This is a genomic window from Hymenobacter metallilatus, from assembly GCF_003944705.1.
In the GTDB taxonomy this organism is placed as follows: Bacteria; Bacteroidota; Bacteroidia; order Cytophagales; family Hymenobacteraceae; genus Hymenobacter; species Hymenobacter metallilatus.
Genome location: NZ_RWIS01000018.1, coordinates 1 through 24192, shown reverse-complemented (window position 1 = coordinate 24192; position 24192 = coordinate 1). Strand labels below are relative to the sequence as shown.

19 protein-coding genes are annotated in these 24192 nt (G+C 59.5%); 8 read left to right on the top strand and 11 right to left on the bottom strand.

The window, feature by feature from the left end:
• Positions 1-204 precede the first annotated feature (204 nt).
• The 6 genes from pabB to EI290_RS20450 all read right to left on the bottom strand — a co-directional run bounded on the left by pabB (position 205) and on the right by EI290_RS20450 (position 6593).
• On the bottom strand, positions 205-1491 hold the full coding sequence (pabB, locus tag EI290_RS20475; protein ID WP_246009021.1) for an aminodeoxychorismate synthase component I: 1287 nt from the start codon (positions 1489-1491) through the stop codon (positions 205-207).
• Between the two features lie 46 nt (positions 1492-1537).
• Positions 1538-3049: a tetratricopeptide repeat protein gene (locus EI290_RS20470; protein WP_125433511.1), complete on the bottom strand. Its 1512-nt coding sequence runs from the start codon at positions 3047-3049 to the stop codon at positions 1538-1540.
• Between the two features lie 60 nt (positions 3050-3109).
• On the bottom strand, positions 3110-3859 hold the full coding sequence (locus EI290_RS20465; RefSeq protein ID WP_125433510.1) for a zinc ribbon domain-containing protein: 750 nt from the start codon (positions 3857-3859) through the stop codon (positions 3110-3112).
• Complete coding sequence (locus tag EI290_RS20460) at positions 3849-4949, bottom strand: Nif3-like dinuclear metal center hexameric protein (RefSeq protein WP_221766295.1); 1101 nt, start codon at positions 4947-4949, stop codon at positions 3849-3851. Before EI290_RS20460 ends, EI290_RS20465 begins: the two co-directional genes overlap by 11 nt.
• Before the next feature lie 210 nt (positions 4950-5159).
• Positions 5160-5834, bottom strand: coding sequence for a uracil-DNA glycosylase family protein (locus tag EI290_RS20455; protein WP_221766294.1), 675 nt, complete (start codon positions 5832-5834; stop codon positions 5160-5162).
• Between the two features lie 24 nt (positions 5835-5858).
• Positions 5859-6593: a protein phosphatase 2C domain-containing protein gene (locus EI290_RS20450; RefSeq protein WP_125433508.1), complete on the bottom strand. Its 735-nt coding sequence runs from the start codon at positions 6591-6593 to the stop codon at positions 5859-5861.
• Between the two features lie 193 nt (positions 6594-6786).
• On the opposite strand from EI290_RS20450, the gene lpxK reads away from it, so the two are divergent.
• The 4 genes from lpxK (at position 6787) to EI290_RS20430 (ending at position 11238) form a co-directional block, all read left to right on the top strand.
• On the top strand, positions 6787-7851 hold the full coding sequence (gene lpxK / locus EI290_RS20445) for a tetraacyldisaccharide 4'-kinase (protein WP_125433507.1): 1065 nt from the start codon (positions 6787-6789) through the stop codon (positions 7849-7851).
• Positions 7769-9898 carry a putative porin gene (locus EI290_RS20440; protein ID WP_185817096.1) on the top strand — a complete coding sequence of 710 codons (2130 nt, stop codon included), beginning with the start codon at positions 7769-7771 and terminating at the stop codon, positions 9896-9898. The genes lpxK and EI290_RS20440 overlap by 83 nt, the downstream gene beginning before the upstream one ends.
• A gap of 167 nt (positions 9899-10065) precedes the next feature.
• Positions 10066-10656, top strand: coding sequence for a tRNA-(ms[2]io[6]A)-hydroxylase (gene miaE / locus EI290_RS20435; protein ID WP_125433505.1), 591 nt, complete (start codon positions 10066-10068; stop codon positions 10654-10656).
• Positions 10657-10755: 99 nt separating this feature from the next.
• Complete coding sequence (locus EI290_RS20430; RefSeq protein ID WP_125433504.1) at positions 10756-11238, top strand: hypothetical protein; 483 nt, start codon at positions 10756-10758, stop codon at positions 11236-11238.
• 5 nt (positions 11239-11243) lie between these two features.
• Here the strand turns inward: EI290_RS20430 and EI290_RS20425 are convergent, their stop codons facing one another.
• Positions 11244-13100, bottom strand: a complete 1857-nt coding sequence (locus EI290_RS20425) for a glycoside hydrolase family 2 protein (protein ID WP_125433503.1) — start codon at positions 13098-13100, stop codon at positions 11244-11246.
• Positions 13101-13204: 104 nt separating this feature from the next.
• The gene (locus EI290_RS20420; protein WP_125433502.1) at positions 13205-14482 is read right to left on the bottom strand and encodes an asparagine synthetase B; all 1278 of its coding nucleotides are present in this window, start codon (positions 14480-14482) and stop codon (positions 13205-13207) included.
• A 243-nt stretch (positions 14483-14725) separates the two neighbouring features.
• Between EI290_RS20420 and EI290_RS20415 the strand changes: the two genes are divergently transcribed.
• The 3 genes from EI290_RS20415 (at position 14726) to EI290_RS20410 (ending at position 17461) form a co-directional block, all read left to right on the top strand.
• Positions 14726-15964, top strand: a complete 1239-nt coding sequence (locus EI290_RS20415; protein ID WP_125433501.1) for an ABC transporter permease — start codon at positions 14726-14728, stop codon at positions 15962-15964.
• A 97-nt stretch (positions 15965-16061) separates the two neighbouring features.
• Positions 16062-16214, top strand: a complete 153-nt coding sequence (locus tag EI290_RS22530) for a hypothetical protein (RefSeq protein ID WP_185817095.1) — start codon at positions 16062-16064, stop codon at positions 16212-16214.
• Between the two features lie 1025 nt (positions 16215-17239).
• Complete coding sequence (locus EI290_RS20410) at positions 17240-17461, top strand: hypothetical protein (RefSeq protein ID WP_125433500.1); 222 nt, start codon at positions 17240-17242, stop codon at positions 17459-17461.
• Between the two features lie 74 nt (positions 17462-17535).
• Here the strand turns inward: EI290_RS20410 and mtaB are convergent, their stop codons facing one another.
• The 3 genes from mtaB to EI290_RS20395 form a co-directional block, all read right to left on the bottom strand.
• Positions 17536-18882, bottom strand: a complete 1347-nt coding sequence (mtaB, locus tag EI290_RS20405; protein ID WP_125433499.1) for a tRNA (N(6)-L-threonylcarbamoyladenosine(37)-C(2))-methylthiotransferase MtaB — start codon at positions 18880-18882, stop codon at positions 17536-17538.
• A 55-nt stretch (positions 18883-18937) separates the two neighbouring features.
• Positions 18938-19336 (bottom strand): hypothetical protein, encoded by a 399-nt coding sequence (locus EI290_RS20400; RefSeq protein ID WP_125433498.1) that lies wholly within the window; start codon positions 19334-19336, stop codon positions 18938-18940.
• 67 nt (positions 19337-19403) lie between these two features.
• Positions 19404-21260, bottom strand: coding sequence for an LTA synthase family protein (locus EI290_RS20395; protein ID WP_125433497.1), 1857 nt, complete (start codon positions 21258-21260; stop codon positions 19404-19406).
• A 275-nt stretch (positions 21261-21535) separates the two neighbouring features.
• Here EI290_RS20395 and EI290_RS20390 point away from each other — a divergent pair, with 275 nt between their 5' ends.
• Positions 21536-23725, top strand: a complete 2190-nt coding sequence (locus tag EI290_RS20390; protein WP_125433496.1) for a glutamine synthetase III family protein — start codon at positions 21536-21538, stop codon at positions 23723-23725.
• The last annotated feature ends 467 nt before the right edge of the window (positions 23726-24192 follow it).

Sequence of the window (24192 nt, the reverse complement as noted above, 5' to 3'; positions counted from 1 at the left end):
GCTTCACAATTCAGAGAACGGCAAAGGTACGTGTTTTAGCCTGAAAATGACAGAATGGCAGGAGCGGTTATGAGTGAATGAGTGAGGAAGTGAATGAGTGAAGTAAGAACGAACTGTCATGCTAGGCTTGCGAAGGACCTTACCAAGGTGAAACGACGTGTTCACGCCTGGTAAGATCCTTCGCAAGCTCAGGATGACAACTATTCACTCACTCACCGCAGCCCCCAGTACGTCCAGCATGGCCTGAGCTTTGAGCAGGCATTCCTCGTATTCCCGCTCCGGCACCGAGTCGTAGGTGATGGCCGAGCCGACCTGGAAGCTGAGGTAGCCGGTATCCGGGCGGTACTGCAGGCTGCGGATCACCACGTTGAACTCGAAGTTGCCATTGGGCCACACGTAGCCGATGCTGCCGCTGTAGAGGCCCCGGCGGGTGCGCTCATAGTGCTCAATCAGCTGCATAGCCCTGATTTTGGGCGCCCCGGTCATGGAGCCCATGGGGAAGGTAGCGCCCAGCACGTCTACTGCATCTACCCCGGGGCGCAGCTCGGCTGTAACCGTCGAAATCATCTGCCAGACGTGGCGGAAGGAATAGAGGCCAAACAGCTCGGGTACCTGCACGGTGCCGGTTTGGGCTACGCGGGCCAGGTCGTTGCGCACCAGGTCCACAATCATGAGGTTTTCGGCCCGCTCCTTCTCGTCGTGCAGCAGCGTGGTGCGTTGCTGCTCATCCTCGGCGGGGGTAGCCCCGCGCCGGATGGTGCCTTTGATGGGCTGGGACACAAGGGCCCGGCCAGAACAGGCCAGGAACCGCTCCGGCGACGCGCACAGCAGAAAGTGGTTGTGGTGGCGCAGAAAGCCGGCAAACGGAGCCGGAGAGGCCTCGTTTAGTCGTAAAAACACATCTACCGGGTCCAGCTGTACTTGCTCGGCGTAGAACTCCTGGCATAAGTTCAGCTCGTACACCTCCCCATTCAGAATATCTTCCCGCACGGCTTCTACGGCCGTCAGATACTCGGCCTTGGGCATGCGGGGCGTGAAGGCCGGGACCAGCGGTGCCGCAAGCCGGGGCACGGCCGTGGCCAGAATGGTGGCCAGTACGCCCTCCGTGTGGCCGTGAATTTCCAGCGTATCAGGTCGCCAATGCAGCCAGGTGTGCGGGGAGAAGAAGTGCAGCTGCGGCCAGCTAAGGCCCGAGGGGTTGCCGCTGTGGAGCTGTTCTACCTCGTTTTTGACCTCGTAGGTAAGGAAGCCGAAGCACGGGCCTGCCACGGCCGGTTGTGGTAGCCAGGAGCGCAGCTCTTTCAGGGAGCGAGGAGCGGCCGGCGCCTCCGTAGCCACACCCAGCAACTGGTCGAAGGGCCCGTGAGGATACGCCAGCCCGTTGGGCTCAAAGTAGGCACAGTGCGGAAAGCCGGCCGCCCAGCGCAGGGCCCGGGCCCGGAAATCGGCAGGTAACTCGGAAAGCGGAATAGACAGCATGGTGGGGGACACGGCGCAAAGGTACGCGGCCCAGGGCCGGAAACGGGTGATACGCCCCTTACTCGTCCAATTCCTTCAGGGCCAGTTTGGCTTTGGTATCGGTGCTGTTCTTGTACTCGTGGCGGGGGTAGCTCAGGGCCTTCTGAAAGTAGGTGCGGGCCGCCTTCTTCTGCCCCTCGGCCTGGTACAGGTAGCCAAGCTGCAAGGCCGACTGGGGGGCAAAATAGTAAGGCGCCGTACCGGCCAGGGCAATGGTGCGGGCATATAACGGCCGGGCCGAATCGGGGCGGCCCAGCAGGTGCAGGGCCCGGGCCCGGCGGTAGGGCTCCTCCAGCCGGTCGCGCAGGGGCGTAGTAGCCGTTGTATGAAAGGTATCGAGCGTAAGTAAAGCTTCCCGGTAATAGCCGCCGTCAATCTGGAGGCGGGCGCGGGTGAGCCGGGCGTTGAGCGGCTGTTTATCCTCCACAAAACGTTGCGCGTACGTGTCTTCTTCCAGCACGGTACGCCCCTCGCTGCCAATGCGGCGGCGGTACTGCTCGGCGGCGGGTGCCGCGCCGCTCAGCCAGGTTGCCAAGTAGAGCTTGAAGTAGGCATCCTTGCGGTAGTGCTGGCCCTGATAGTTTTGCAGAAACCACAGGTTTTCGCGCTGGGAAGCCGCGTACTGACCCTGGTAGAGCAGCAAATCGGCGGCCATGTGGTGCAGGTAGGGCAGCGGCAGGTAGTCGGGGCCGGTGGGGCGGGCCCGGTAGGCGACCAGGGCAGCATCGGTGCGGTGCTGCTTTTTGAGCTGACTGATGAGCAGGTAACTCAGCAGCAGGCTCTGGGGCTGCTGGCGCTGCAGCGTTTGGACCAGGGCAAGGGCCGCTTCGGGCTTTTTGTAGTAGGTTTCCTCCAGCAGGGCCAGAATCAGGCGGGCTTCCAGCTGAAAATCATTGGGCTGGGTGGCGGCCAGGCGCAGGTTGTGCAGGCCGGCTTCTACCGAGCCCGGCAACCCCAGCAGCTTCAGAAACCAGCGGTACGACTCCGGCAGTGAGCCAATAAAAAACTGCAGCATACCCAGCGTTTTGCGGGCCGGCAGAAACTGCGGGTAGCGCCGCACCACCTGCTGCATGGCCAGGTAGCTCTGGCGCAAGCTCCAGGCTCCCTGCACCTCGTGGCCGAACACCACCTGCGCCGCCGCCTGATGCAGGCGGATTTCGGCGGCGGCGTATGCCTGCAGCGGACCGGCCGGCTGCTTTTCCAGCAGCGCCAGGCGCTTATCCTGAGCCTGCACGGCAGCAGCGTACTGGCGGGCATCCTGGCTTACCAGCAGCTCCGTAATGCCAAGGCAATCCTGTACCAGCAAGCTGCCGGCATCAGCGCCTTTAAGCAGGGGCCGGGCCGCGGCCGGCCGCATGTTCAGCACCTCAGCGTAGGCCCGGGCCTGGGTAGAGGTGAGGGTGCTGGCGGGCGGGCTTTCCGGCAGCGGCTCGCGCAGGGATGTGCAAAGGAAGGCAGTGGGAAAAAGCAGCCAGAACAGCCTCTTTTTTCCTCTGCGCATCCCTCTGCGGACCTCTGCGAGAAAACTCATACGAACAAAAAAAGAACGGCCCCGAGACAAGGCCGTTCTTTATCAAAAACGCGAATACACTTAGGCAATGCGGGCTTCCACATCGGCCAGCACGCGGCCGCAGTGCTCACATACAATAATTTTCTTGTGGGCAATGATGTCGGCCTGGCGCTGGGGCGGTACCGTGTTAAAGCAGCCACCGCAGGCGTCGCGCTTCACCGTTACCACGGCCAAGCCGTTGCGCACGTTGCCGCGGATGCGGGTGTAGGCCATCAGTAGGCGCTCCTCAATGGGTTTTACAGCCTCGGCCCGCTCATCCATGAGCTTTTTCTCATCGGCCTCGCTTTCCCCCACAATGGTTTCCAGCTCCGACTTCTTGTTGTCGAGGTCTTTCTTCCGCTCTTCCAGACGCTGCTTGGTGCCGCTGATTTCCTGATTTTTCAGCTCAATCTGGTACTGGGCCTCTTTGGTTTTTTTCTCCGAAATCTGGATTTCCAGCTTCTGCAACTCAATTTCCTTGGCAATGGCCTCGTACTCCCGGTTATTGCGCACGTTGGTTTGCTGATCTTCGTAGCGCTTAATCAGGCCATCGGCATCCTTGGCGTTCTGCTTACGCTGCTTGATCTGGTCGTTGAGGCCAGAAATCTCCTCGTCGAACTTGCTTACACGCACCTCATAGCCCGCAATTTCGTCCTCCAGGTCCTGTACTTCTTCGGGCAGGTCGCCGCGCACGCGCCGGATTTCGTCGAGCTGCGAGTCGATGCGCTGCAGGTTCAGGAGAGCTTCGAGCTTACTGGCAACGGGGGTTTCCGCGGACGGATTAGAAATCATAACGGACAGGGTTGGTGAGGGTCTCTGCAATGAAGAGCGCAAAAGTACTTCCAAAGTTGCCCATAAGCAAATCCCGGAAGATTTCCCCGGTGAACTGCTCACTCTCAAAGTGTCCTACGTCACAGAGCATCAACCGGCCTTCGGGCAGAAAAAACTCGTGGTATTTCAGGTCGCCGGTAACGTAGGCCTGGGCTCCGGCGGCGCGGGCCTTGCCAATCAGGAAGCTGCCGGCGCCCCCGCACAGGGCCACCGTTTTAATGGGTGCATCAAATGCCGTGTGCTTTACGACGGGCACCCCCAGGGCCGCGCGCAGCCGCTGCCGGAACTCCTGGGGGCTGAGGGCCTCAGGTAGCTCGCCCACCATGCCGGAGCCCACTTCCTGGTGCGTGTTTTCCAGCTTCACTACTTCATAGGCTACCTCCTCGTAGGGGTGGGCCTGGCGCAGGGCCCGCAGGGCCGCCTGCTGCAGATGCAGGGGCAGTAGTACCTCCACCCGCTCCTCGCGGGCAGTTTCGGGCGTGCCGGGCTGGCCCAGGAAGGGGGTGGTGCCTGCCCCGGGCGTGAAGGTGCCGGTGCCCGCGGTGCGGAAGCTGCACTCCGCATACGCGCCCACCTGGCCGGCCCCGGCGGCGTACAGCGCCTGTAGCACGGCTTCGGTGTGGGTAGGCGGCACGTAGGTAATAAGCTTGGCCAGCAGGCCCGGCTTGGGGTCGAGGATGCGCAGGTGCTGCAGACCCAGCTTCTCGGCCAGCTTGCGGTTTACGCCGTGCAGCACGTTATCGAGGTTGGTATGGGCGGCGTAGAGAGCCACCTCATGGCGGATGGCCTTCAGCAAGGTCTGCTCGACTTCGTTGGCCCCGGTGAGGCGCTTGAGCGGCTTGAAAATGAGCGGGTGGTGGGCTACTACCACGTTGCAGCCCCGCCGGATGGCCTCATCCACCACGGCCGGGGTACAGTCGAGGGCAATGAGCACGCCGCGCACTTCCATCTGCGGGTCGCCGCACTGCAGGCCGGCGTTATCGTAGCTTTCCTGGTAGGCCAGGGGGGCAGCCTGCTCCAGCACGCGCATCAGGTCAAGTAGCTTGGGCATTCTTTTTAAAATTAAAAATTGAGAATTGGGTCTGTCATCCTTCCTCTTTCGTCCGCCTGCGAAGGACTTTCTCACCTCTGCGTCGTTCTGGTGTTGGTTCCCGCAGAAGACGCAGAGGTTGGCGCAGAGGACGCAGAGCCGTTCTGCTGAAGGCCGCGCCGGAACACCAGTGCAGCCCAGGTCAGCCGGCAAATTTTTACTTTTTAATTCTCAATTTTTAATTGACTCCAGCACATCCACATACCGGGCTACGTTGGCGGCCAGCTCCCGGCGCTTGTACTGCATTAAAAATCTGGGGTGGTCGAGAATATGAAGCTGGTCGAACAGTTGTAGTTCCTCATTCAAGCGCTGTAGGTACTGGCCATTGCGGCGGCCCAGGCACACAGCCGCGTGCCGGGCCAGCCCTATCTCCGTTACCTGCCGCCCCACAGCGTCCCGGATGCTGGGCCACAGGGCGCGGGTTACCGCCGGCGAATCGTAGAAATTATAATTGCGGCCATTCTGCAACAGCACCAGCGGGTAGAGGGAGCCCAGAAAAAACTGCTGGTAAAAGGCCACCGGACCGCCCATAGCCACCACTACAGCCTGCATAAACTCGCTGGAAGGCTCCCGGCGGCGGGGCAGGTTGTTGGGAATACCCCAGGCCGCCAGCGCCGCGGGGTCGGTGAAGGCCACGCCGGTGCGTCCGTTGCCCAGGCGGCCGGGGTTGATGCCCAGGAGTGCCACCCGGGGCTGCTCGCCGGTGTAGTAGCGCCGGGCAAACTGCGTGAGTAGCTCCCGGGGCTCTGGCTCCTGGTAGGGACTAAACGCCGTAACGCCGTCGGGCAAAGGCGGGGGCAGCGGAAACTCGGTGAGAAACCGGAGCAGGCGGTCAGCGAAGGGCATAGACAGAGGAATAGGTTGGTACCGCTACGCAAGCTGCACCCGAAGGATGGCTACATCATCAGTGGGTACCAGTGAAAACTCTTTTTCCAGCTGCCGCACTTTTCGGTTCAGCACTTCCGGCTGCCCGGTACGCCGTTGGTCAAGCAGCAGGTAGGTAGGTACATCCGGCAGGCCTTCGGTTGGCACCAGTGGTTGAAAGCTGTCAATTCCATCAGTGGCCAAAGCCAGGTCCACGCACATGGTATGATGCAGCCGCTGCTGTTGCCGGTTGTACCACGTCTCGAACGGCTGGCCCAGATGATAGGCTAGATAATCAGGCCGGTTATCCTGCTCAAATCGGGTAAGCTGACCATTAATAGCAACAGTGGCGTCGCCCAGCGCCAGTACGGCTACCTCACCCGTGCGGGTGTCGAGTAGGGCGAGAACCAATGTCGCCAGTAGCTCAGCCGTTGAAAGCAGCAGCTGATTTTTCAGCTGTTGAACATCGGTAAACAGGGCCGCGAGGAGTGCCTGTAGCTCGCGTTGCAACGAAAGGTGCTGTAGATCAGGGTCGTAAATTGCCCGGTATGGCCATTCTTTCAGCACCTTTCGAAGAATCTTTGCCAGCAGCGTAGCCGCAAAATGACTTTCCTGGCCCATTGTGCAGCCATCCATTACGGCCAGCACCAACTTGTGCGGTTCCAGCGGCTGCACCAGACTGAAATCCTCGCAAAACGTGGGGTGATACGCGCCCCGCTTCAGAAACTGATCTATCTGCATTTCAGATACTTCCCCCAGCCGCCGGGGCTACTGCCGTAGCAACGTACTCGGGTGGCGGCCCCGGGAGAGCAAAGATAGGCAACTGCCTACAGGCCGGGCAAAAGTCCGACTCTGAAAGGAAAAATGAGCGGTAAGGTTATTACCGCGGGCCGAACCCGCTACTTTTGCGCCTTCCGTTCCGTATTTGCCCGTTATGCCCTCCTGGTATTCCTATCTGCTGCTGCCGCTGAGCTGGCTGTATGCGGCCGTTATGGCCGGGCGCAACTGGCTGTACGCCCAGGGCTGGAAGGGGAGCACCGCTTTTCCGGAAGTGCCAGTGCTGAGCGTGGGCAACCTACGGGTAGGGGGTACCGGCAAAACGCCCCACGTGGCCTGGCTGGTGGAGTGGCTGCTCCGGCAGGGGCAGCAGCCGGCCCTGCTAAGCCGGGGCTACGGCCGCCGCACCCGGGGCTACCGCCTCGCGCAACCCTCCGATACGGCCGCCACTCTCGGCGACGAGCCCTTGCAGCAGTTCCGGCATTTCCGGGGCCTGGTGCCGGTGGCTGTGAGCGAAGACCGGGTAGCCGGAATTCGGCACCTTCTGCAACGGGAGCCGGCCCCTACGGCCGTCGTACTGGATGATGCCTACCAGCACCGGCGGCTGCAGCCGGCCTTTAACATGCTGCTGACGGAGCAGCAGCGCCCGTTTTACTCCGATGAGGTGCTGCCTACCGGCCGCCTGCGCGAAAGCCGGCGCGGAGCCGGCAGAGCCGACGTGGTGATTATCACCAAATGCGACCCGCAACTCAGTGCCACCCAGCAGCGGGACATCCGGCAGCACGTTCTTCGCTATGCTAGGCCGGAGGTACCCGTGTTGTTTTCCTGCTACGACTACGGCCGCCCGGTACCGGTGCCGGGCACCGCTGCCCCGGAGCAACCCGGGCTGGAGGTACTGTTGCTAACGGGCATTGCCCAGCCGGAGCCGCTGCTGCACTACCTGGAGGCAGCCGGCTACCACGTTCGGCATCATGCGCGCTTTCCCGACCACCACGTCTTCCAGCTCAGGGAACTTCGGGCGTTGGCTACGCAATTACGGCCCGGTCAGTGCGTTCTGACCACGCAAAAGGACGCCGCCCGGCTAATGGAGCCCACTCTGGCAGCAAGTATGGCCAATTTGCCCGTATTTTACATTCCCATTGAAGTTCGCTTTCTGGCCGACGGTGCCGCCCGACTGGCGGCCCTGCTCACCCCGTACTTTCCGCCCCACGCTGTTGTCTGACTCCCTGCTGACCCCATTGTCTATTGCTGCCCCGGCTGGTATTGGGGAGCTGTTGCCGGTGCGCTGCCGGGTGCGCCGGACGTTGCCGGCCGTTCTGCTGCTGGGCGCCGGGCTGTTGCCGGCCGCCGTCCGGGCCCAGGTGCTGGATGATTCTACCAAAGTCCGCTACGGGGCCCACACCACTTTTGTGCTGAAGGAGCGGGACCTGCTGCGCGAGGACACGCTGGGCCAGGTAATTGACACCACGCTCACGCGCCTGCCCCAGCAGCGCTACTGGGCCCACGATACCACGTTTCAGCAGGACCTGGGCAACTTCGGGACGGCCTCGCGCCGCCTGCTCTGGGAGCCCAACCTGCAGCTGGGGGCCCGCCTGGGCCGCACGGTGTTTGATAAGTACGCCCGCAACGCCGCCGACGTGCCGTATTACGACACCCGCTCGCCCTACACGTTCTTCCGCTTCCATCAGGGCAACCCCTACGAGCAGATCTTTGAGCTGTCGTACGCCCGCAGCCTCAAAAAGCACTTTAACGCCGGCTTTGCCTATGAGCGGTTCGGGGCCAACAAGGCGGTAGCCGTTACCAACACCAAGACCGGCCAGGTAGAGCACAGCAACTTCCTGTTCTTCGTGCGCTACGACTCGCCCACGGGCCGCTACCACGCCATGACCAACTTCAGCACCGCCCGGCACCGGGTGGCGGAGCAGGGGGGTATCCAGCCCCAGCTGGTCACAAACAACCCCGATGCTCCCAGTGACTTCGAGAATGGTAAGGTGATTCTTTCTCAGCTGTTTGACTATCAGCGGGAAGTAGTGAACCTCACGAAGGCCATCAACCGCGACGACCGGGACGAGGTGCGGCTGGCGCATACGTACCGCCTGCTGGGCCGGGGCCTGACGGTATTTCACCTTTTCGACTACAGCCGCCAACTCAACAAGTACACCGATGAGGCGCTGTCCAGCACGGGTGGTGTGGCCCGGTTCTACCCGCTCATCCGGCGCACGAACACCATTACCGACGACCGGGCCGAATTCCGGCGGCTGGAAAACACGGTGGGTGTGCTGGGGCGCACCAATGCCGTGGAGTACCGCCTGTACGGCCGACAGCGCACATTCCGGCTTATTACCCGCAGCAACATTGGCGAGCCGGCCGTACTCCGGCCCGCTTTGCCCGACTCTACGGGTACCCAGCTGTTTGCCGGGGGCACGGCCGCGTTCCGGTACCGGCAGTTTGCCATCGAAACCGCCGGGGAGCTAAAACTATCGGCCCGGCTCAACAACATCGGCAACACCGAGTACTGGGTACGCGGGGCCGCCCGGCTGGGGCCGTTGCGGGGCGAGGTTCTGCTCAGTAGCTACGCGCCCACGCTCACCGAGCTGCGCTTGGTGGGCAACCACTACGCCTGGGACCATACCGAAAGCAGCGCCGACCCGTTTGAGAACACGCAGGTGCAGCAGCTGCGGGTGCAGGTAGCCCAGCAGCTGGGCAGCCATTACCTGGAAGCGACTGGTACCGTTGCCAACATCCAGAACCTGGTATACTACACGGCCGACGCCCCCGGCGGGCAGTTTGGCGCCCCCCAGCAGCTGGGTACGGCCCGCCAGCTCACCACGCTCCGGGCCCACTACCGTCTTACCTGGGGTAAGTTTGTGGCCGATAACCAGGCCACCTACACCATCGGGGCCGGTGAGGATAACCCCGGCCTGCGTATTCCGGCACTGGTTGGTGAATCAAGGGTGTATTACCAGGGCTACGTGTTCAAGAAGGCCCTGCTGGGCCAGGCCGGGGTGCAGACGTACTTTCAGTCGCGCTGGAAGGCCTATGACTATAGCCCCAGTACCCAGCAATTCTACGTGCAGGACCACTTTACGGTGCGTAATACGCCGGTAGTGGACGTGTTTCTGAGCGGCGACATTCGCACGGTGGGCTTTTTCCTGAAAATGGCCTACGTCAACCAGTTTCTGCCGCAGCCGGGCTACTTTGCCGCGCCCTACTACGCTGCTTTGCCCCGCCGCTTCCAGTTCGGCATCCGTTGGCAGTTCTTTAATTGATATGGGTAGTTGGATGAAGGATAAAGGATAAAGGACTTTCGTTCAACGGTGTCCCTTATCCTTCATCCAACTACCTTCATCCTTTATCCTTCATCCAACTACCTTTATCCTTTATCCTTCATCCTTTATCCTTTATCCTTCATCCTTTATCCTTCATCCAACTACCCATGAAAACCATTCTTAAGCTGAAGCTGAACTCCGACCCGCGGTGGGTGGACATTGCCAGTAAGAACATTGTGGATATTCTGGTGGACCATGCCTACTGCGAGCAGAAGGCGGCCAGCACCGGCATTTCCCTGATTGTGAAATACCCCGAAAAAACCCGCCTAGTAGAAGAGCTGACCGAGCTGGTGGCCGAGGAATGGGAGCATTTTGCCCGGGTGCTCCAGGAGCTTAAAAAGCGCGGCCATAGCCTGGGCCGCCCCCGCCGCGACGAGTATGTGGTGCAGCTTATGGCCCACGTGCGCAAGGGTGGGGCACGGGAGCGGCAGCTAATGGATCAGCTGCTGGTAAGTGCTCTGATAGAGGCCCGTAGCTGCGAGCGGTTCAAGCTGTTGTGGAAGCACATTCCTGACCCCGGGCTTAGTCAGTTTTACTATGAGTTGATGGCTTCAGAGGCTGGTCATTTTGTAAGCTACGTGGACCTGGCCAAGGAGTATTGTGACCCGCAGGAAGTGGATGCGCGCTTGCAGGAGCTGCTCAAAATTGAAGGCGAGATTGTAACCAGCCTACCCGTGCGCGACGACCGGATGCACTAGCTGCTGCAGCACCGCACAAGGAAGATTAATACGGTACTGGCTTGTCCTGTAGATAGATAGTTTTATACATTGAGCTCTAACTGCTCACTCCTGGCTTCTATGAAACAACCTATAAACCTGTTACTTGCTCTTCTGCTGAGTATTCCGTTCGGTTGCTGGGCCCAGGCTCCGGCCGAGGTGGCCCCAGCCACGCTGAATTTCTGCGGAGTGGAACTGCCGGTAGAAACCGGCTGTACACCCAACAACAAATACCAGCTCACCTGCGGAAATTATCAGATGACGTGGATGTATCTGGATTTCAGCATGATGAAAACGTTTCCGGCGCAGTACATCAAACAGGCAGAAAAAAAACACAAAGGCACCGAAAAACAGCCATTCGAGTGTGTGATTCTGGATGGCCCCCCGGCGCAGGGTACCCGCCTGAGCTACCCCACCGAAGCTGGGGGAATGGCCTACGAGCTGATTGCTTACGGCGTGGCCAAAGGGCAGCCCGTTATGCTGGATATCATTCTGCCCACCGACCCCGAGAAAACAACGGATCTGCCGGCACTTGTGCAGAAAATCCTGCGCCTGCAGAAATAAACCGGTTAAGCCGCTGGCTCGCCCGACTGGGTACCAGCAGCTGTAGAAGGTGGCTGCGAAGCCAGCAGCCCGGCCGGCACCGACAGCTCCCCGGTGTGCGGATCGAGCAGGCCGTTGCGCTCATCCTCGATGTTGGTGGCCTGAGTGTACACGTCGCCCGCCATGGGGCGCTTGCGTAGTTCCTGCTTGAACTGCCGGATGCGCTCTGCGCGCTCTTCCGCGTTCTGAGGGCCACCATAATCGGCAAATCCAAAGCCGCCCCATTCGCTGATTACCAGCGGTTTCTGCCGGCCATAAAAAAACGGGTCGCCAATAACCAGCGGCAGCACGGCCACATTATCCAGGTCGCCCTGTATCATGCGGTCCAACAGCTCCGCCCAGCGCTGTACGTCCGGTGTATACACGTGGGCCGTCAGCAGGTCTGATTTCAACCGGCCTTCCTGCGAAATATGTTGCCACCCATCATTATCGACTACCAGAAACTGCGGATGGTTGATGTGCAGGTAGTGGTACATGTCGATGATGTAGCGGCGGGTCTCCGGGTTGGTGGCAATATCCTGCGCCCCCCAGTCCTCATTGTAGAGGCTCCAGATAACCACCGAGGGGTGCGACTCAATCAGGGCCAGCATGCGCAGCAGCTCGGCCCGGTGGTTCTCCCGGCTGCGGGGAGTGGAGGAGTGTGGGCTCGGCACTTCTACCCACAGCAGCAGCCCTAGCTCATCGGCCAGGTTATAGATGCGCGGGTCGACGCCGGCAATGTGTACCCGCACCAGATTGCACCCCAGGGCCTGCATGGCGTGCATATGGCGCTGCATTTCCTCGTAGGTAGCCGTGCCGGGCTGATACAGAATGCCATCCAGGTAGATGGGCTTGTTGTTGAGGTACACATAGGTACCACGCGACTCAATTTTCCGCAGACCGAAATGAGTTTCAATCTGGGCAGCATACCCTTCACTATCAATGAGCTGGGCTACGAGCCGGTACAGGGTGGGAGAGCCAGGTTCCCAGAGGCGGGCCCCGGCCAGCTCCATCACCACCCGCTGCTGGCGCTGGCCCGTTTCCAGGCGCAGGGTAAAATCGGAGGTAGCCAGGGGCTGGGGAGTGGGTGCCACCCGGTCGAACACCTGCAGGCGTAGCGTGTACACGCCCGGGTCGTGAATGCGGGTGGTCAGGTTGAAGCGCACCAGCTGGTCTTCAATCACGCTATCCACGCCCACGCGGGAGCGGAGGCGGTTGCGCTCAACCATTTCCAGCCACACACTGCGCACTGCCCCGGTATACGTTTGGTACCAGATACCGCCGCGCTTGTACACGTGCGACTCCTGCTTGCCCCGGGGCGTTTCGGCATCCATTGTGTCCACAATACGCACTGTCAGGCGGTTTACCGGCCGCAGGTGCTCCTCGCGCAACTCAAACGAAAACGAGGTGTACTCACCGTAGTGCACTTCCTCTCCCTCAATAGTAGACAGCAGAAAGCCATTAAGCCACACTCGGGTTTCGTAGCCGCAGGCGCCGAACGTAAGCTGAAACAAGGAGTTCAGGTCGTCGTCGTCGCGTTCAGGCAGCGGGAATTCCCGCTCGTACCAGACCACTACTTTGTCGCGCCAGCCGGGGGTATCAGGCTGGTTCCGTTGCAGGTGTTCCTCCACCGAGCCCGGCCAGTTGGCGGTGCTGGTATAGGGGTGTGCGAGGTACCATAAGTCGCGCAAACCCGTGTCATCGGTGTCCAGCGCAAACTTCCACTCCCCGTCCAGCAGCAGGTAGTTGTTGGTCCGGAGCACGGCGCGGGGCAGGGGATTGGCCGTGCGGATATTGTGCTGGCTGGTAGAAAAACCGAAGTTGGAATTAGCAGAATCGGACATAGCAGCAAATCGGGTGTGCTGTATACAAACGAATCTGGGGCGTTGCCGGATATCCTAAGCCCGAATTATAACGCAATTTGGGCACCACCCGGAGCCGTGGGGGCTTAGGTCTTCTGCTTCTTTTTCTTGGCGGCCGGAAACAGGATGTTGTTCAGGATCAGTCGGTAGCCCGGAGAATTAGGGTGTAGGGATAAGTCCGTTGGTTCCTCTTCCACCAGGTGCTGATAGTCCTCCGGGTCGTGGCCACCGTAAAACGTCCAGGTGCCTTTGCCCAGCGTACCGTGCATATAGCGCACCTCTCCCGAAGCCTTATTGTCGCCCATTACCACTACGTCTGACTTAATCAGCTGCTTGCGGAAGGCCGTAGTCTGGCCCATAAACCCATGCACCGTACGCTCGTGGTCCTGGGTGAGCATGGTTGGCACGGGGTCATACTTGGCCGAGAAGGTGAACAACTGGAAATAGTCATTATCCTCGTACACGCCCCGCTCGCGCGGGTCCATGTCAATGTTGCTGTACTCGTACTCGTAAGGGTTCATGCGCAGCTGAAAATTCTGGAAGGCCAGCGTGCGGTTGAAGTTGAGCTTGGACTGGGCAGCGGGGTCGGCGGGGTCACCGTCGTACATGGTTTCTACCATGTCCACGCCCAGGCCGGCCAGGGCAATGTCGTAGGAATCGGTGGCCGAGCACATGGCAAACAGGAAGCCCCCGCCGGCAATAAACTCCTGCATTTTCACCGTCACGGCCGCCTTCATCTGGCTGACCTTGGTGAACCCGTTGCGCTTGGCTGCTGCTTCGGCATCACGCTGCTGCTGCTGGTACCAGGGCCGGGAGCGGTAGGTAGCATAAAATTTGCCGTACTGCCCCGTAAAGTCCTCGTGGTGCAGGTGCAGCCAGTCGTACTTGGGCAGGTCGCCGCGCAGCACTTCGTCGTCGTAAATCTGGGTGTAGGGAATTTCGGCGTAGGTAAGCACCATCGTCACGGCATCATCCCAGGGCTGTTTGCCCTTGGGTGTGTACACCGCAATTTTGGGCACCTTCTCCAGCTTCATCACGTCCATGTTGGCGTTGGGGTCGGCTATTTCCGACAGGATACCGGTGTACTGCGCCTCCGAAATTACCTGGTACGTTACGCCCCGCACGGCCAGCTCGTTCTCGGCCCCGGCCACCACGTCGCAGGCAAATGCCCCGCCCCGGTAGTTCAGCAGCCAATCCACCTCTACTTGCTTGCCCAGCAGCCAGTAGGCCACCCCGTATGCTTTCAGGTGTTCCTTCTGGGTGTTATCCATGGGAATGAGCAGGTGGTTGGCCCAGGCCCCAAGCGGCTGCACGAGGCCGGCAGCCAGCAGTACCAGCAAAGCAAAAAGGCGGGAAATAATCATACGCGGGTAAAAAGTCAGGCGGCCAGCCAGTAAGCCGGGCCGGGGGGAAGCCGTATCAGGTGTCAGAATCCGTACAATCCCCAGCATCCGTCAGAATTCGTGATTCAAGGTAAGAAATCCGGGTGGGAGTTTCATGGAAAACCCGTTACCTTGCGGAACCGGCCGTTGGTAGTTGCGCGCCCGATGCAGGGTTTCCAGCATTTCCGGTAAGTCTCATCCGCGTCCGTAGTTGACTGCCCCGTTATGCACTTGCTGGAAAACATCAAAGAGGCGTTTCGTTCCATTCACAGCAACCTGCTGCGCACAATTCTTACGGCTCTTATCGTAAGCATCGGCATTATGTCGCTGGTGGGAATTCTCACGGCCATTGATGCCATGAAAGCCTCGCTGAACTCCACCTTTGCCAGCCTGGGCGCCAATTCCTTCGAAATCAAGGCCAAAGGCTACACCAACCGGATGCGGCGCGGGGGGGTGCAAAACAAAACGTACCCGGCCCTTACCTATCTGCAGGCCCGGCAATATAAGGCCCAGCTGGGCGAGGAGGCCAAGGTAGGCCTTTCGGCCTTCATTGCGGGGGCCGTGGAGGTGAAAGCCAACGGGGTGAAGAGTAACCCCAATATGCAGGTAGTGGCCGGCGACGAAAACTACCTCATGATTCAGAATTACAACCTGAAAGGCGGCCGCTCCTTTTCGCCGGCTGAGCTGGACAATGGTGCCAACGTGGTGATTGTAGGGTCTGAAATCAAGGATAAGCTGTTTCCTACTCAGAGCCCGCTCGATAAATACGTGTACATGCTGGGCCGCCGTTTCCTGGTGGTGGGCGAGCTGGAGAAAAGCGGCAGTAGTATGGGTGGCAGCGGTGCCGACCGGCTGCTGCTGATTCCGCTGGAAACCGGCAACCAGATGCCCCGGCAGCGTGCCCTCACTTATGACGTAAAAACCGCCACCCTCGACCCCGTACAGCTTACTTACCTGACGGGCGAGGCTACCCGCATCATGCGTGCCGTACGCCACGACCAGTTGGGCCAGGAAGACAGCTTTGAGTTGGAGCGCTCCGACTCCCTGGCTGGCAAGCTGGATTCCTTATCGGGTAACCTGAAAATGGGCGGCTTTCTGGTGGGCTTCATTACCCTGCTCGGGGCCAGTATTGCCCTCATGAATATTATGATGGTATCGGTGACGGAGCGGACCCGGGAAATCGGCATCCGGAAAGCTCTTGGGGCCACGGCCCTGCAAATCCGCCAGCAGTTCCTGATTGAGGCCATCGTAATTTGCGTGCTGGGGGGGACCCTGGGCATACTGCTGGGCGTGGCCATGGGTAACGGAGTGTCGTTGTTTGTGGGCAGCGGGGGCTTCATTGTGCCCTGGCTCTGGATGATGATTGGCCTGGCCATCTGCGTAACGGTAGGGTTGGCGTCGGGCTACTATCCGGCCAGCAAAGCCGCCGCCTTGGACCCTATTGAGAGCCTGCGGTTCGAGTAAGGAGGAGAGAGGAAGGTACGCCGCTGGGTTTTCCTACTGCCAAGTTGCCCCTGTCTGGCACCATCATTTGCGGCGCGCGGCTGAGGGGCGTCTTCCGGTGTATGCACTGTTTGCTCCGAAACTGGAATGGCGCTTCCTCCTGATCTGCCCGGCCGCTCAGCGTAGGCAGGTGATGCTGGCAGAGCAGGTGGCCCGACACGCCACCGCGCCACTCGTGTTGCTAAGCGAACTGGGCTACTTCGACAACTAGAGGCTGGCTGGAGCACACAGCCGCATTGGGAGCTACTGGCCTTCTGATGGCAGCAGCCCAGCCGATACGGATATTCCTCTCCGATACGAACAAGGGGCGTGTTGCCTGTCAGGCGGATACTGCTGAACTGCACTAAAGCGTGCGGACAGTCGGCAAAATGGACTGAAGAAGGCCATCATTCCTTAGCAGGCTCAGAAGGATGGTCTTTCTGTATGATGGTCCACACAGCCTGGCAGCCAGTAAAGCAACATGCTGGGGTAGGGTAAGAGGAGAGTGGCTGGGTTTCCGGGCAAATGAGCATAGGGCTCCATACCGGCATGAAAACGAAAAATGGAGAGCAACTGCTACCCATACATAGGCAATGGGTGGGTATGGATAGCGTCGATAAAACTGAACGGAATATTCTGAAAAAACCTCAGTGCTTACTACATCATAATTGATTGAGGAACGATGTGCCGGCGCTGGAGAAGTGCAGTTCAGCGGCCTGATGGTTGAACGGCAGGCGGTGCGAAAAAGGAAACGCCTGACGGCATCCCTGCACCATTTCCGGACTGGGTGAGTATAGTCGGTAAAATAGATTCGATGTTTGTTTGTACATTTGCAAAAATAAGCATTTGGATAGTATGGCAGATTCATTCACCGTAGGTCAGCGCATTGCGCAGCTCATTCAGCACTTGGGCGTCAGCAAGAATGCATTTGCGATTTCGCTCGATAAGACGGCTACCGTAATTCAACATTTGGTTGAAGAGCGAAACAAGCCAGGATTTGACCTTTTGTGTAAGATATTTGAAGTATACCCAAATGTATCAAAAGACTGGTTGATGCAGGGTAACGGCACTATGTTTCAGACCGCCGAGCGGCAACCTGCAAATGCCCCGGAGCAGGAAAGCCGCACCCTGCCAGCTGCCGCGCCGGTTGCCGCAGAAGCTGCCGAAACAATAGCCCCGCCTCCTGCGCCTGCACTGGTTCCCGCTACCCCAGCCGCAGCGCCCGAGCTAGCCCCAGCGCCCACAGTTACCCCAACTATGGCTGCAACCCCGGCGGTTTCCGTAGCTGTGCGGTCAGAGCCGCAGGGAGTTGTGCCCAGCGCGGGCCCCGCCGCGGATACCGCTGCCTGGCAAACGGCCCTGTATACCCAACAGATGGCCCACCAGCTGGCCCTGGCCGAACTCCGCAACCAGCACCTGCAGGAGCAGCAGCGCCTTATGCAGCAAATGATGGATTTAATGCAGCGTAAAACGTTGTAATTATTTTTTATTCAAATGAGAAAGGCGTGGATTGCTAAAATCCACGCCTTTCTCATTTGTAATTACTGCGCACGTTAGTGGTGAAAAACTTCTATTCCTATTTCTTCAGCTTCCATCAGGTTCTGCGGGTTCACAGCCGTAAGGCGTAAGCGCTTCATCTCACCTACCAGCAGTGGGTCGTATTTAGCCGTCACCCGAATGTAGTTGGGGGTAAAGCCTTCCATTTGCCCATTAGTTACGTCGTCTTCAAAGAGCACCTGCGCTTCCTGGCCGGTATGCTGCTCGTAGAAATGGCGCTTCTTCTTCTCCGAAAGGCTACGGAGTTGGGTGGTGCGCTCGTGGCGGTGGCGGTCCTGCACCCGGCCGGGCAGGGTAGGTGCCAGTGTGTTTTCGCGCTCCGAGTACGGGAATACGTGCAGGTAGCTTACGTTCAACTCGTTGAGAAACTGGTAGGTTTCCAGAAAATCGGCCTCCGTCTCGCCGGGAAATCCCACAATAACATCCACCCCAATGCAGGCATGGGGCATGACCTCCTTAATGAGCTGTACCCGTTCCACGTACAGCTCGCGGCGGTAGCGGCGGCGCATCAACCCCAGAATCTTATTGGAACCCGACTGCAACGGAATGTGGAAGTGAGGCATAAACCGCTTCGACTGCGCCACAAACCGGATAATCTCGTCGGACAGCAGGTTCGGCTCGCAGCTGCTGATGCGGAACCGCTCAATGCCCTCCACCTCATCCAGGGCCCGCACCAGGTCGAAGAAGGTTTCCTTCCGCTCCCGCTCGGGGCCCTGCAGGCCAAAGTCGCCGAGGTTCACGCCCGTCAGCACAATCTCCTTCACGCCGGTTGCGGCCAGCTTCTGCACGCGCTCCACCACGCTCTGCACCGAGCCAGAGCGGCTCTTGCCCCGGGCCAGCGGAATGGTACAGAACGAGCAGCTATAGTCGCAGCCGTCCTGTACTTTCAGAAAAGTGCGGGTCCGGTCGCCGTAGCTATGGGCGGCATGAAATTCGGTGGCGGCGGAAATAGGGGAGGCAAAAACCTGGCCTGGCTGCCCGGCCGCCGGCTTTTGAAAGCCGGCCAGCGTTTCAACCAGCTGAAATTTCTCGGCTGCACCCAGCACGGCATGTACCCCCGGAATTCCGGCAATTTCCTGGGGCTTGAGCTGAGCGTAGCAGCCCACAATGGCCACAAAGGCCTCCGGGTTATGCTTAAGGGCCTCCTTCACCACCTTCCGGCACTTGCGGTCAGCGTGGTCCGTCACAGAACACGTATTGATAACGTAGATATCGGCGGCATCCTCGAAGTCCGCCTTTACGAAGCCATGCTCCTCAAACTGCCGGCCAATGGCTGAGGTTTCGGAGAAGTTGAGCTTGCAGCCCAACGTATAAAAGGCGACTTTTCTGGGTTCCATTTCCATAAACAAGGCCGCAAAGATACGGCGGAAGTTGGAGGTTTCCGGTATGCAGCAGGAGCTACAACCCCCTGACCGGCTGGTTGGTTTCCCGCAGCCTAGTCTCTACGGCCTGCATCAGTCCCGGCAAATCGAGTGGCCTGAGCTGAGCCGCTGATATAAATACCTGCCAGGATTCCGTTGGTGCTGCGCGTTGAAACACGGCCGGCAGTGTCGTGTCTTGCAGCGCGGGGTACTGCCGGGCCAGCTCGTCGCGGTGCAGGAACTCCACACGGGCCGGCAGCTGCTCCAGAAACGCCCGCCACTGGGGCCGCATACTGGCTGCCCCGTACGTGACGGCGCACAGGGAGCAGGCATACGTAGCCGGCGCAAAAGTTTTGTGCAACGTATCCAGTACGCCGTTGAGCAGCCCCGCATCGGCGTTGTATACGAACAGCAGTTCGGGGTGGGGAGCACTCATGGTAGCGGGAGTAGGACGCTAAAATGTAAAACAACCATTCACAGCAGGTAGAGCTTAGCGAGTTTTCTCACTTGCGCAAAAAATCGGCAAACGACGCCTGCTCGTACGCCTGTCCGAAGCGGAGCTGCGTATCCGGTACGCCGGCGTCCCGCTCAATTACCTGCCGGGCCACGTTATCATAAGTTACCGCGCCGGCCGGTGTCACTACCCCAAACCCATCCGTGAAGCAGTAGTAGGCCGCGCCCCCGGGCCAGGCAGCCGGGGCGGGGGCCAGCAGGTCGCGGCTCCAGGCAAAGGCGGTGGTGGGCAGCTGCAATTGGTGCAGCAAGGTGGCCGCTACGTCGGTCTGACTACCGAAGGTGCTGATCTGGCGGCCCCGGGCTGCCGGATGCAGGGCACCGCCGGTGAGCAGCAGCGGAATCCGGAATTTGGCGGGGGCGTGGTTGGGCGTGTCGCCGGGTTGGGGGTGGCCGTGGTCAGCCACTAGTACTACCACCGTGTTGGCCCACCAGGGTTGCCGGCGGGCCTCGGCCAGAAACCGGCCCACTACGTGGTCGGTGTAATACACGGAGTTGCGGAACTGGCTGGCCTCATCCGTGCCGGCGAAGCGGGGACGCATAGGCACATCAAAAGGCTCGTGGCTACTAAGGGTGAAGGCCGTGACGAAAAATGGCTGCCGCTGCCGGGGCAACTCCTGCAGCATCCGGTGCAGCAGCACGTGGTCGTGGGCGCCCCACTTCGAGTTCTGGTCCCGGGGAGCAAAGTCGGCGCGCTCCGTCAGTTGCTCGTAGCCGGCCGTTACCAGATAGCTTTTCATGTTGGCAAAGGCCAGCTCCCCACCGTGGTAATAGGCTGTGCTGTAGCCCTGCCCGTGCAGCACCCGGGCCAAGTGGGGCAGCCGCTCAGTTTTGCGCGGATACTTAATAATAGATGTTGCCGGCTGGTTGGGGTAGCCCGAAAGTAAAGCCACCAGGCCCTTCTGGCTTCGGTCGCCGGCCGCATACAGGCTCCGGAACGACACATCGGTGCGGGCCAGGCTATCGAGGGTGGGGGTTACGCCCGCCTCCCCGCCCAGGTGGCCCACTAGCTTGCCCGTAAAGCTCTCCAGAATGAGGAAAAGCACATTGGGGCGGGGGGTGCGCAGCAGGATGGTGGTATCAGGCCGGGTAGTGTAGAGAGGCTGCACCAGTCGCCGGGCAGCCGAGTCGGCCATGAACTGGTAGGGGTTGGGGCCGGCGTTCTGCAGAAAGATGGAGTTTGCCACGTTCCAGGGCACATTTACCGCTGCGTGGTTGGCAAAGGGCACACTGGAAAAATAGACGTCGCTCTGGTTTACCGGAATCTGCTGCAGACCGCCGCGCAACGGCACTACCAGCAGCAGTAAGTATAGCAGACCCGCCAGCGCCGCCCGGCCCCTCCCAAATCCGGCGGGCAGTGCAGGCAGACGGCCCACTACTCCTGTATAGAGGAACCAGCCCAGTCCCAGCAACCCCGCAAACAGCGCCAGCAGCACAGCCACGGGGGCGCTGCCCGCCGAGGCGGCGGCTTCCTGCGGGCTGCTCAGGTATTGCAGGGGCGTCGCATCGAGCCGAAAACCCCAGGCCCGATACAGCTCCAGGTCGGCGGTGGTAAGGGCTGCTACCACCGTGCCGGCCACTGCCGTAAAAAAACGTAGCAGCCGCTCCAGCGGAAACCGGGGGCCTACCAGACTGCCCAGCGTAAACAGCAGAAAAGGAACTATACACAGGTAAGCAGTAGCCGATGCATCCAGACGCAGGCCGTAGCCAATAACCTGGACCACTACTCCGGGGGGGAGCGTGGCCGTAAGGGCGGCGTGGTAAAGCAGAAAGACCGCCTTAGCCGCCACAAAGTACGCCAGCCAAAAAAGGAAGTAGCGGGGCTGAAACGCAAAGCGGTTTTTCACGGCGCAAAGGTAGGCGGCCTACCGCAACGGCAACAGCCGGTAAGGCAGAGGCGGATTGCCAGTGGCTACTCCTGTGCCTGCGTAAATGAAGGGTAGTAGCGGAATTTATGAACCGTGTTAGCGCAAAAGGGTAGGAAAATAGCAGGGTTAGGGATGAAAAAGATACGTTTGTCGAAAAATGAGGTGAAAAAACTAGGGTGTTGTTGCAAAACCATATTTGTTGCGTGTACCTTTGATGTACAAACCCTAAAATATCTCTCAGGCCTACCACTAGCATGGCAATTCTTCGCTTCAAAGCTCTCGAACTAGTTGATCAGCGCCAGCCGCTGGCCGTCACCATTGCCGGTGAGCGTCGTTCCGAAACGTTCGGCAAGAACGTGTTCAACCTCGACGCCATGCGCGCCACCATGCCCGGCGAATACTTCAAGAAGCTCCAAGCTGCCATCAAACAAGGCTCCCCGGTGGAGCGTAGCGTGGCCGACGCCGTAGCTTCGGCCATGAAAACCTGGGCCATGGCCAAGGGAGCCACCCACTACACGCACTGGTTTCAGCCTCTCACCGGGGCTACCGCCGAAAAGCACGATTCCTTCTTTGACCTTAATTCCGATGGTCGGCCCATTGAGAATTTCAAGGGCTCGGCCCTGGTGCAGCAGGAACCCGATGCTTCTTCCTTCCCCAACGGCGGCATCCGCAACACCTTCGAGGCGCGCGGCTATACCGCCTGGGACCCTACTTCGCCCGCCTTTATCATCGAAACGGCCGGGGCCAAAACCTTGTGCATCCCCACCATCTTCGTAGCCTACACCGGCGAAGCCCTTGACTATAAAGCCCCCCTGCTGAAGTCGCTGGCCTCTCTTGAGAAAGCGGCCGTGGATGTGTGCCAATACTTCGATAAAGATGTACAGCGCGTACACACTACCCTGGGCATTGAGCAGGAGTATTTCCTCGTTGACCGGGCCCTGTACGCTGCCCGCCCCGATCTGGTAATGACCGGCCGTACGTTGTTTGGCCACGCCCCGGCCAAAGGCCAGCAGCTGGAAGACCATTATTTTGGCTCCATTCCGGCCCGGGTGCATGCCTACATGTTGGAGTTTGAGGAAGAAGCCAACAAGCTGGGCATTCCGCTGCGTACCCGGCACAACGAAGTAGCACCCCACCAGTTCGAGTGTGCTCCTACCTTTGAAGATGCCAATCTGGCCGTCGACCACAACCAGCTGCTCATGGACATCATGGAGCGCGTGGCCGATAAGCACAATTTCAAAGTGCTGCTGCACGAGAAGCCGTTTGCCGGCGTAAACGGTTCAGGCAAGCATAACAACTGGGCCATGAGCACCGACACCGGCGTAAACCTGCTGGCTCCCGGTCGTCGTCCCAAGGAAAACCTCCAGTTCCTGGCGTTCTTCATCACCACTATTAAGGCCGTGCACCGCTACGCCGACCTGCTGCGTTCCAGCATTGCCTCGGCCAGCAACGACCACCGCCTGGGGGCTAACGAAGCTCCCCCGGCCATCATGTCGGTGTTCGTGGGGTCCATGCTGGACTCGGTGCTGGATGAGTTGGAGCGCACGGCCAAAGTGCCCTTGGATAAAGGCGACAATATCTACCTCAAGCTTGGTATCGATAAAATACCGGCCATCCTGCTCGATAACACCGACCGGAACCGTACCTCGCCTTTTGCCTTCACCGGCAACAAGTTCGAGTTCCGCGCGGTAGGCTCCTCGGCCAACTCCTCCTCGGCTATGACCACGCTCAACGCCATTGTGGCCGAGCAGCTCATCGACTTCAAAAAGTCGGTGGACAAGCTCATTGAGCAGGGTAAAAAGAAGGAAGTGGCTATTGTTGATGTGCTCCGCGAGTACGTTATCAGCTCCAAGAACATCCGCTTCGAAGGCAATGGCTACTCGGATGAGTGGAAGGAAGAAGCTGCCGCCCGCGGCCTTTCCAACGTGCCAACCACCCCCCAGGCGCTGGATGCCATCATCCAGGCCGATGCCGCTTCCTTGTTTGAGCGGCATGGCATTTTCTCCCACGTGGAGCTGCATGCCCGCCACGAGATATTGCTGGAAGACTACATCAAGAAAATCCAGATTGAAAGCCGCGTGATGGGCGACCTGGCTGTGAACCACATTATTCCCACGGCGGTTGCCTACCAAACCAAGCTTATCACCAACGTGCGTGGCCTGCGGGAGCTAGGCCTCGACGACGAGAATACGGTGGTAACGCTGGATACGATCAAAGCTATTTCCCGGCACATCACTACCATTAAAACGCAGGTAGATGAGATGATCAATGCTCGTAAAGTGGCCAACAAACTAGACGATACGCGCGAGCGGGCTGTTGCCTACTGCGACACCGTTAAATCACATTTCGACACCATCCGCCGCTCCGTGGACAAGCTGGAGCTGATGGTGGCCGATGAGGACTGGCCCTTGGTAAAGTACCGCGAACTGTTGTTCCGGCACTAAGTCCGAGGTCAGAATCGGGCCGGAGTTGGGTGGGAATTTTCTCCGCGCCACGATTTCAGAAAAGCCGTTTCCGGGTGGGGACGGCTTTTTTTTGTCCCTGCTTTCTGCTGACTGCCTCCGAGGCGAGTTTTACCTGCGCCATTTGCGCCTATAAATACAACAGGCCCCGTTGTCTATACTATCGTTGTGTCAGAGTATTCCTCTTGATTATTAAGACGGTTGCTGGAGAGAGAACGATAAAGGAGAATAGGGCGTGGCATGAGAAAAATAGTGTCCTTGCTAGTAGAGGTAGGGCAAATAACTTTTGCTCACTTCAGCAGAGCAAATACCATGGTTGAGTCAGGGCTTACGCATCAAATCTAAGGAGCAGTTGCACGGTCGTTTTGGCGGGCGCGGGTTAGTAGTTGGGTCAGGTAGTTATCGCTCCAGCCCGCATTCCGGCGGCGGGTCCGCAGACTGCCAGGCGG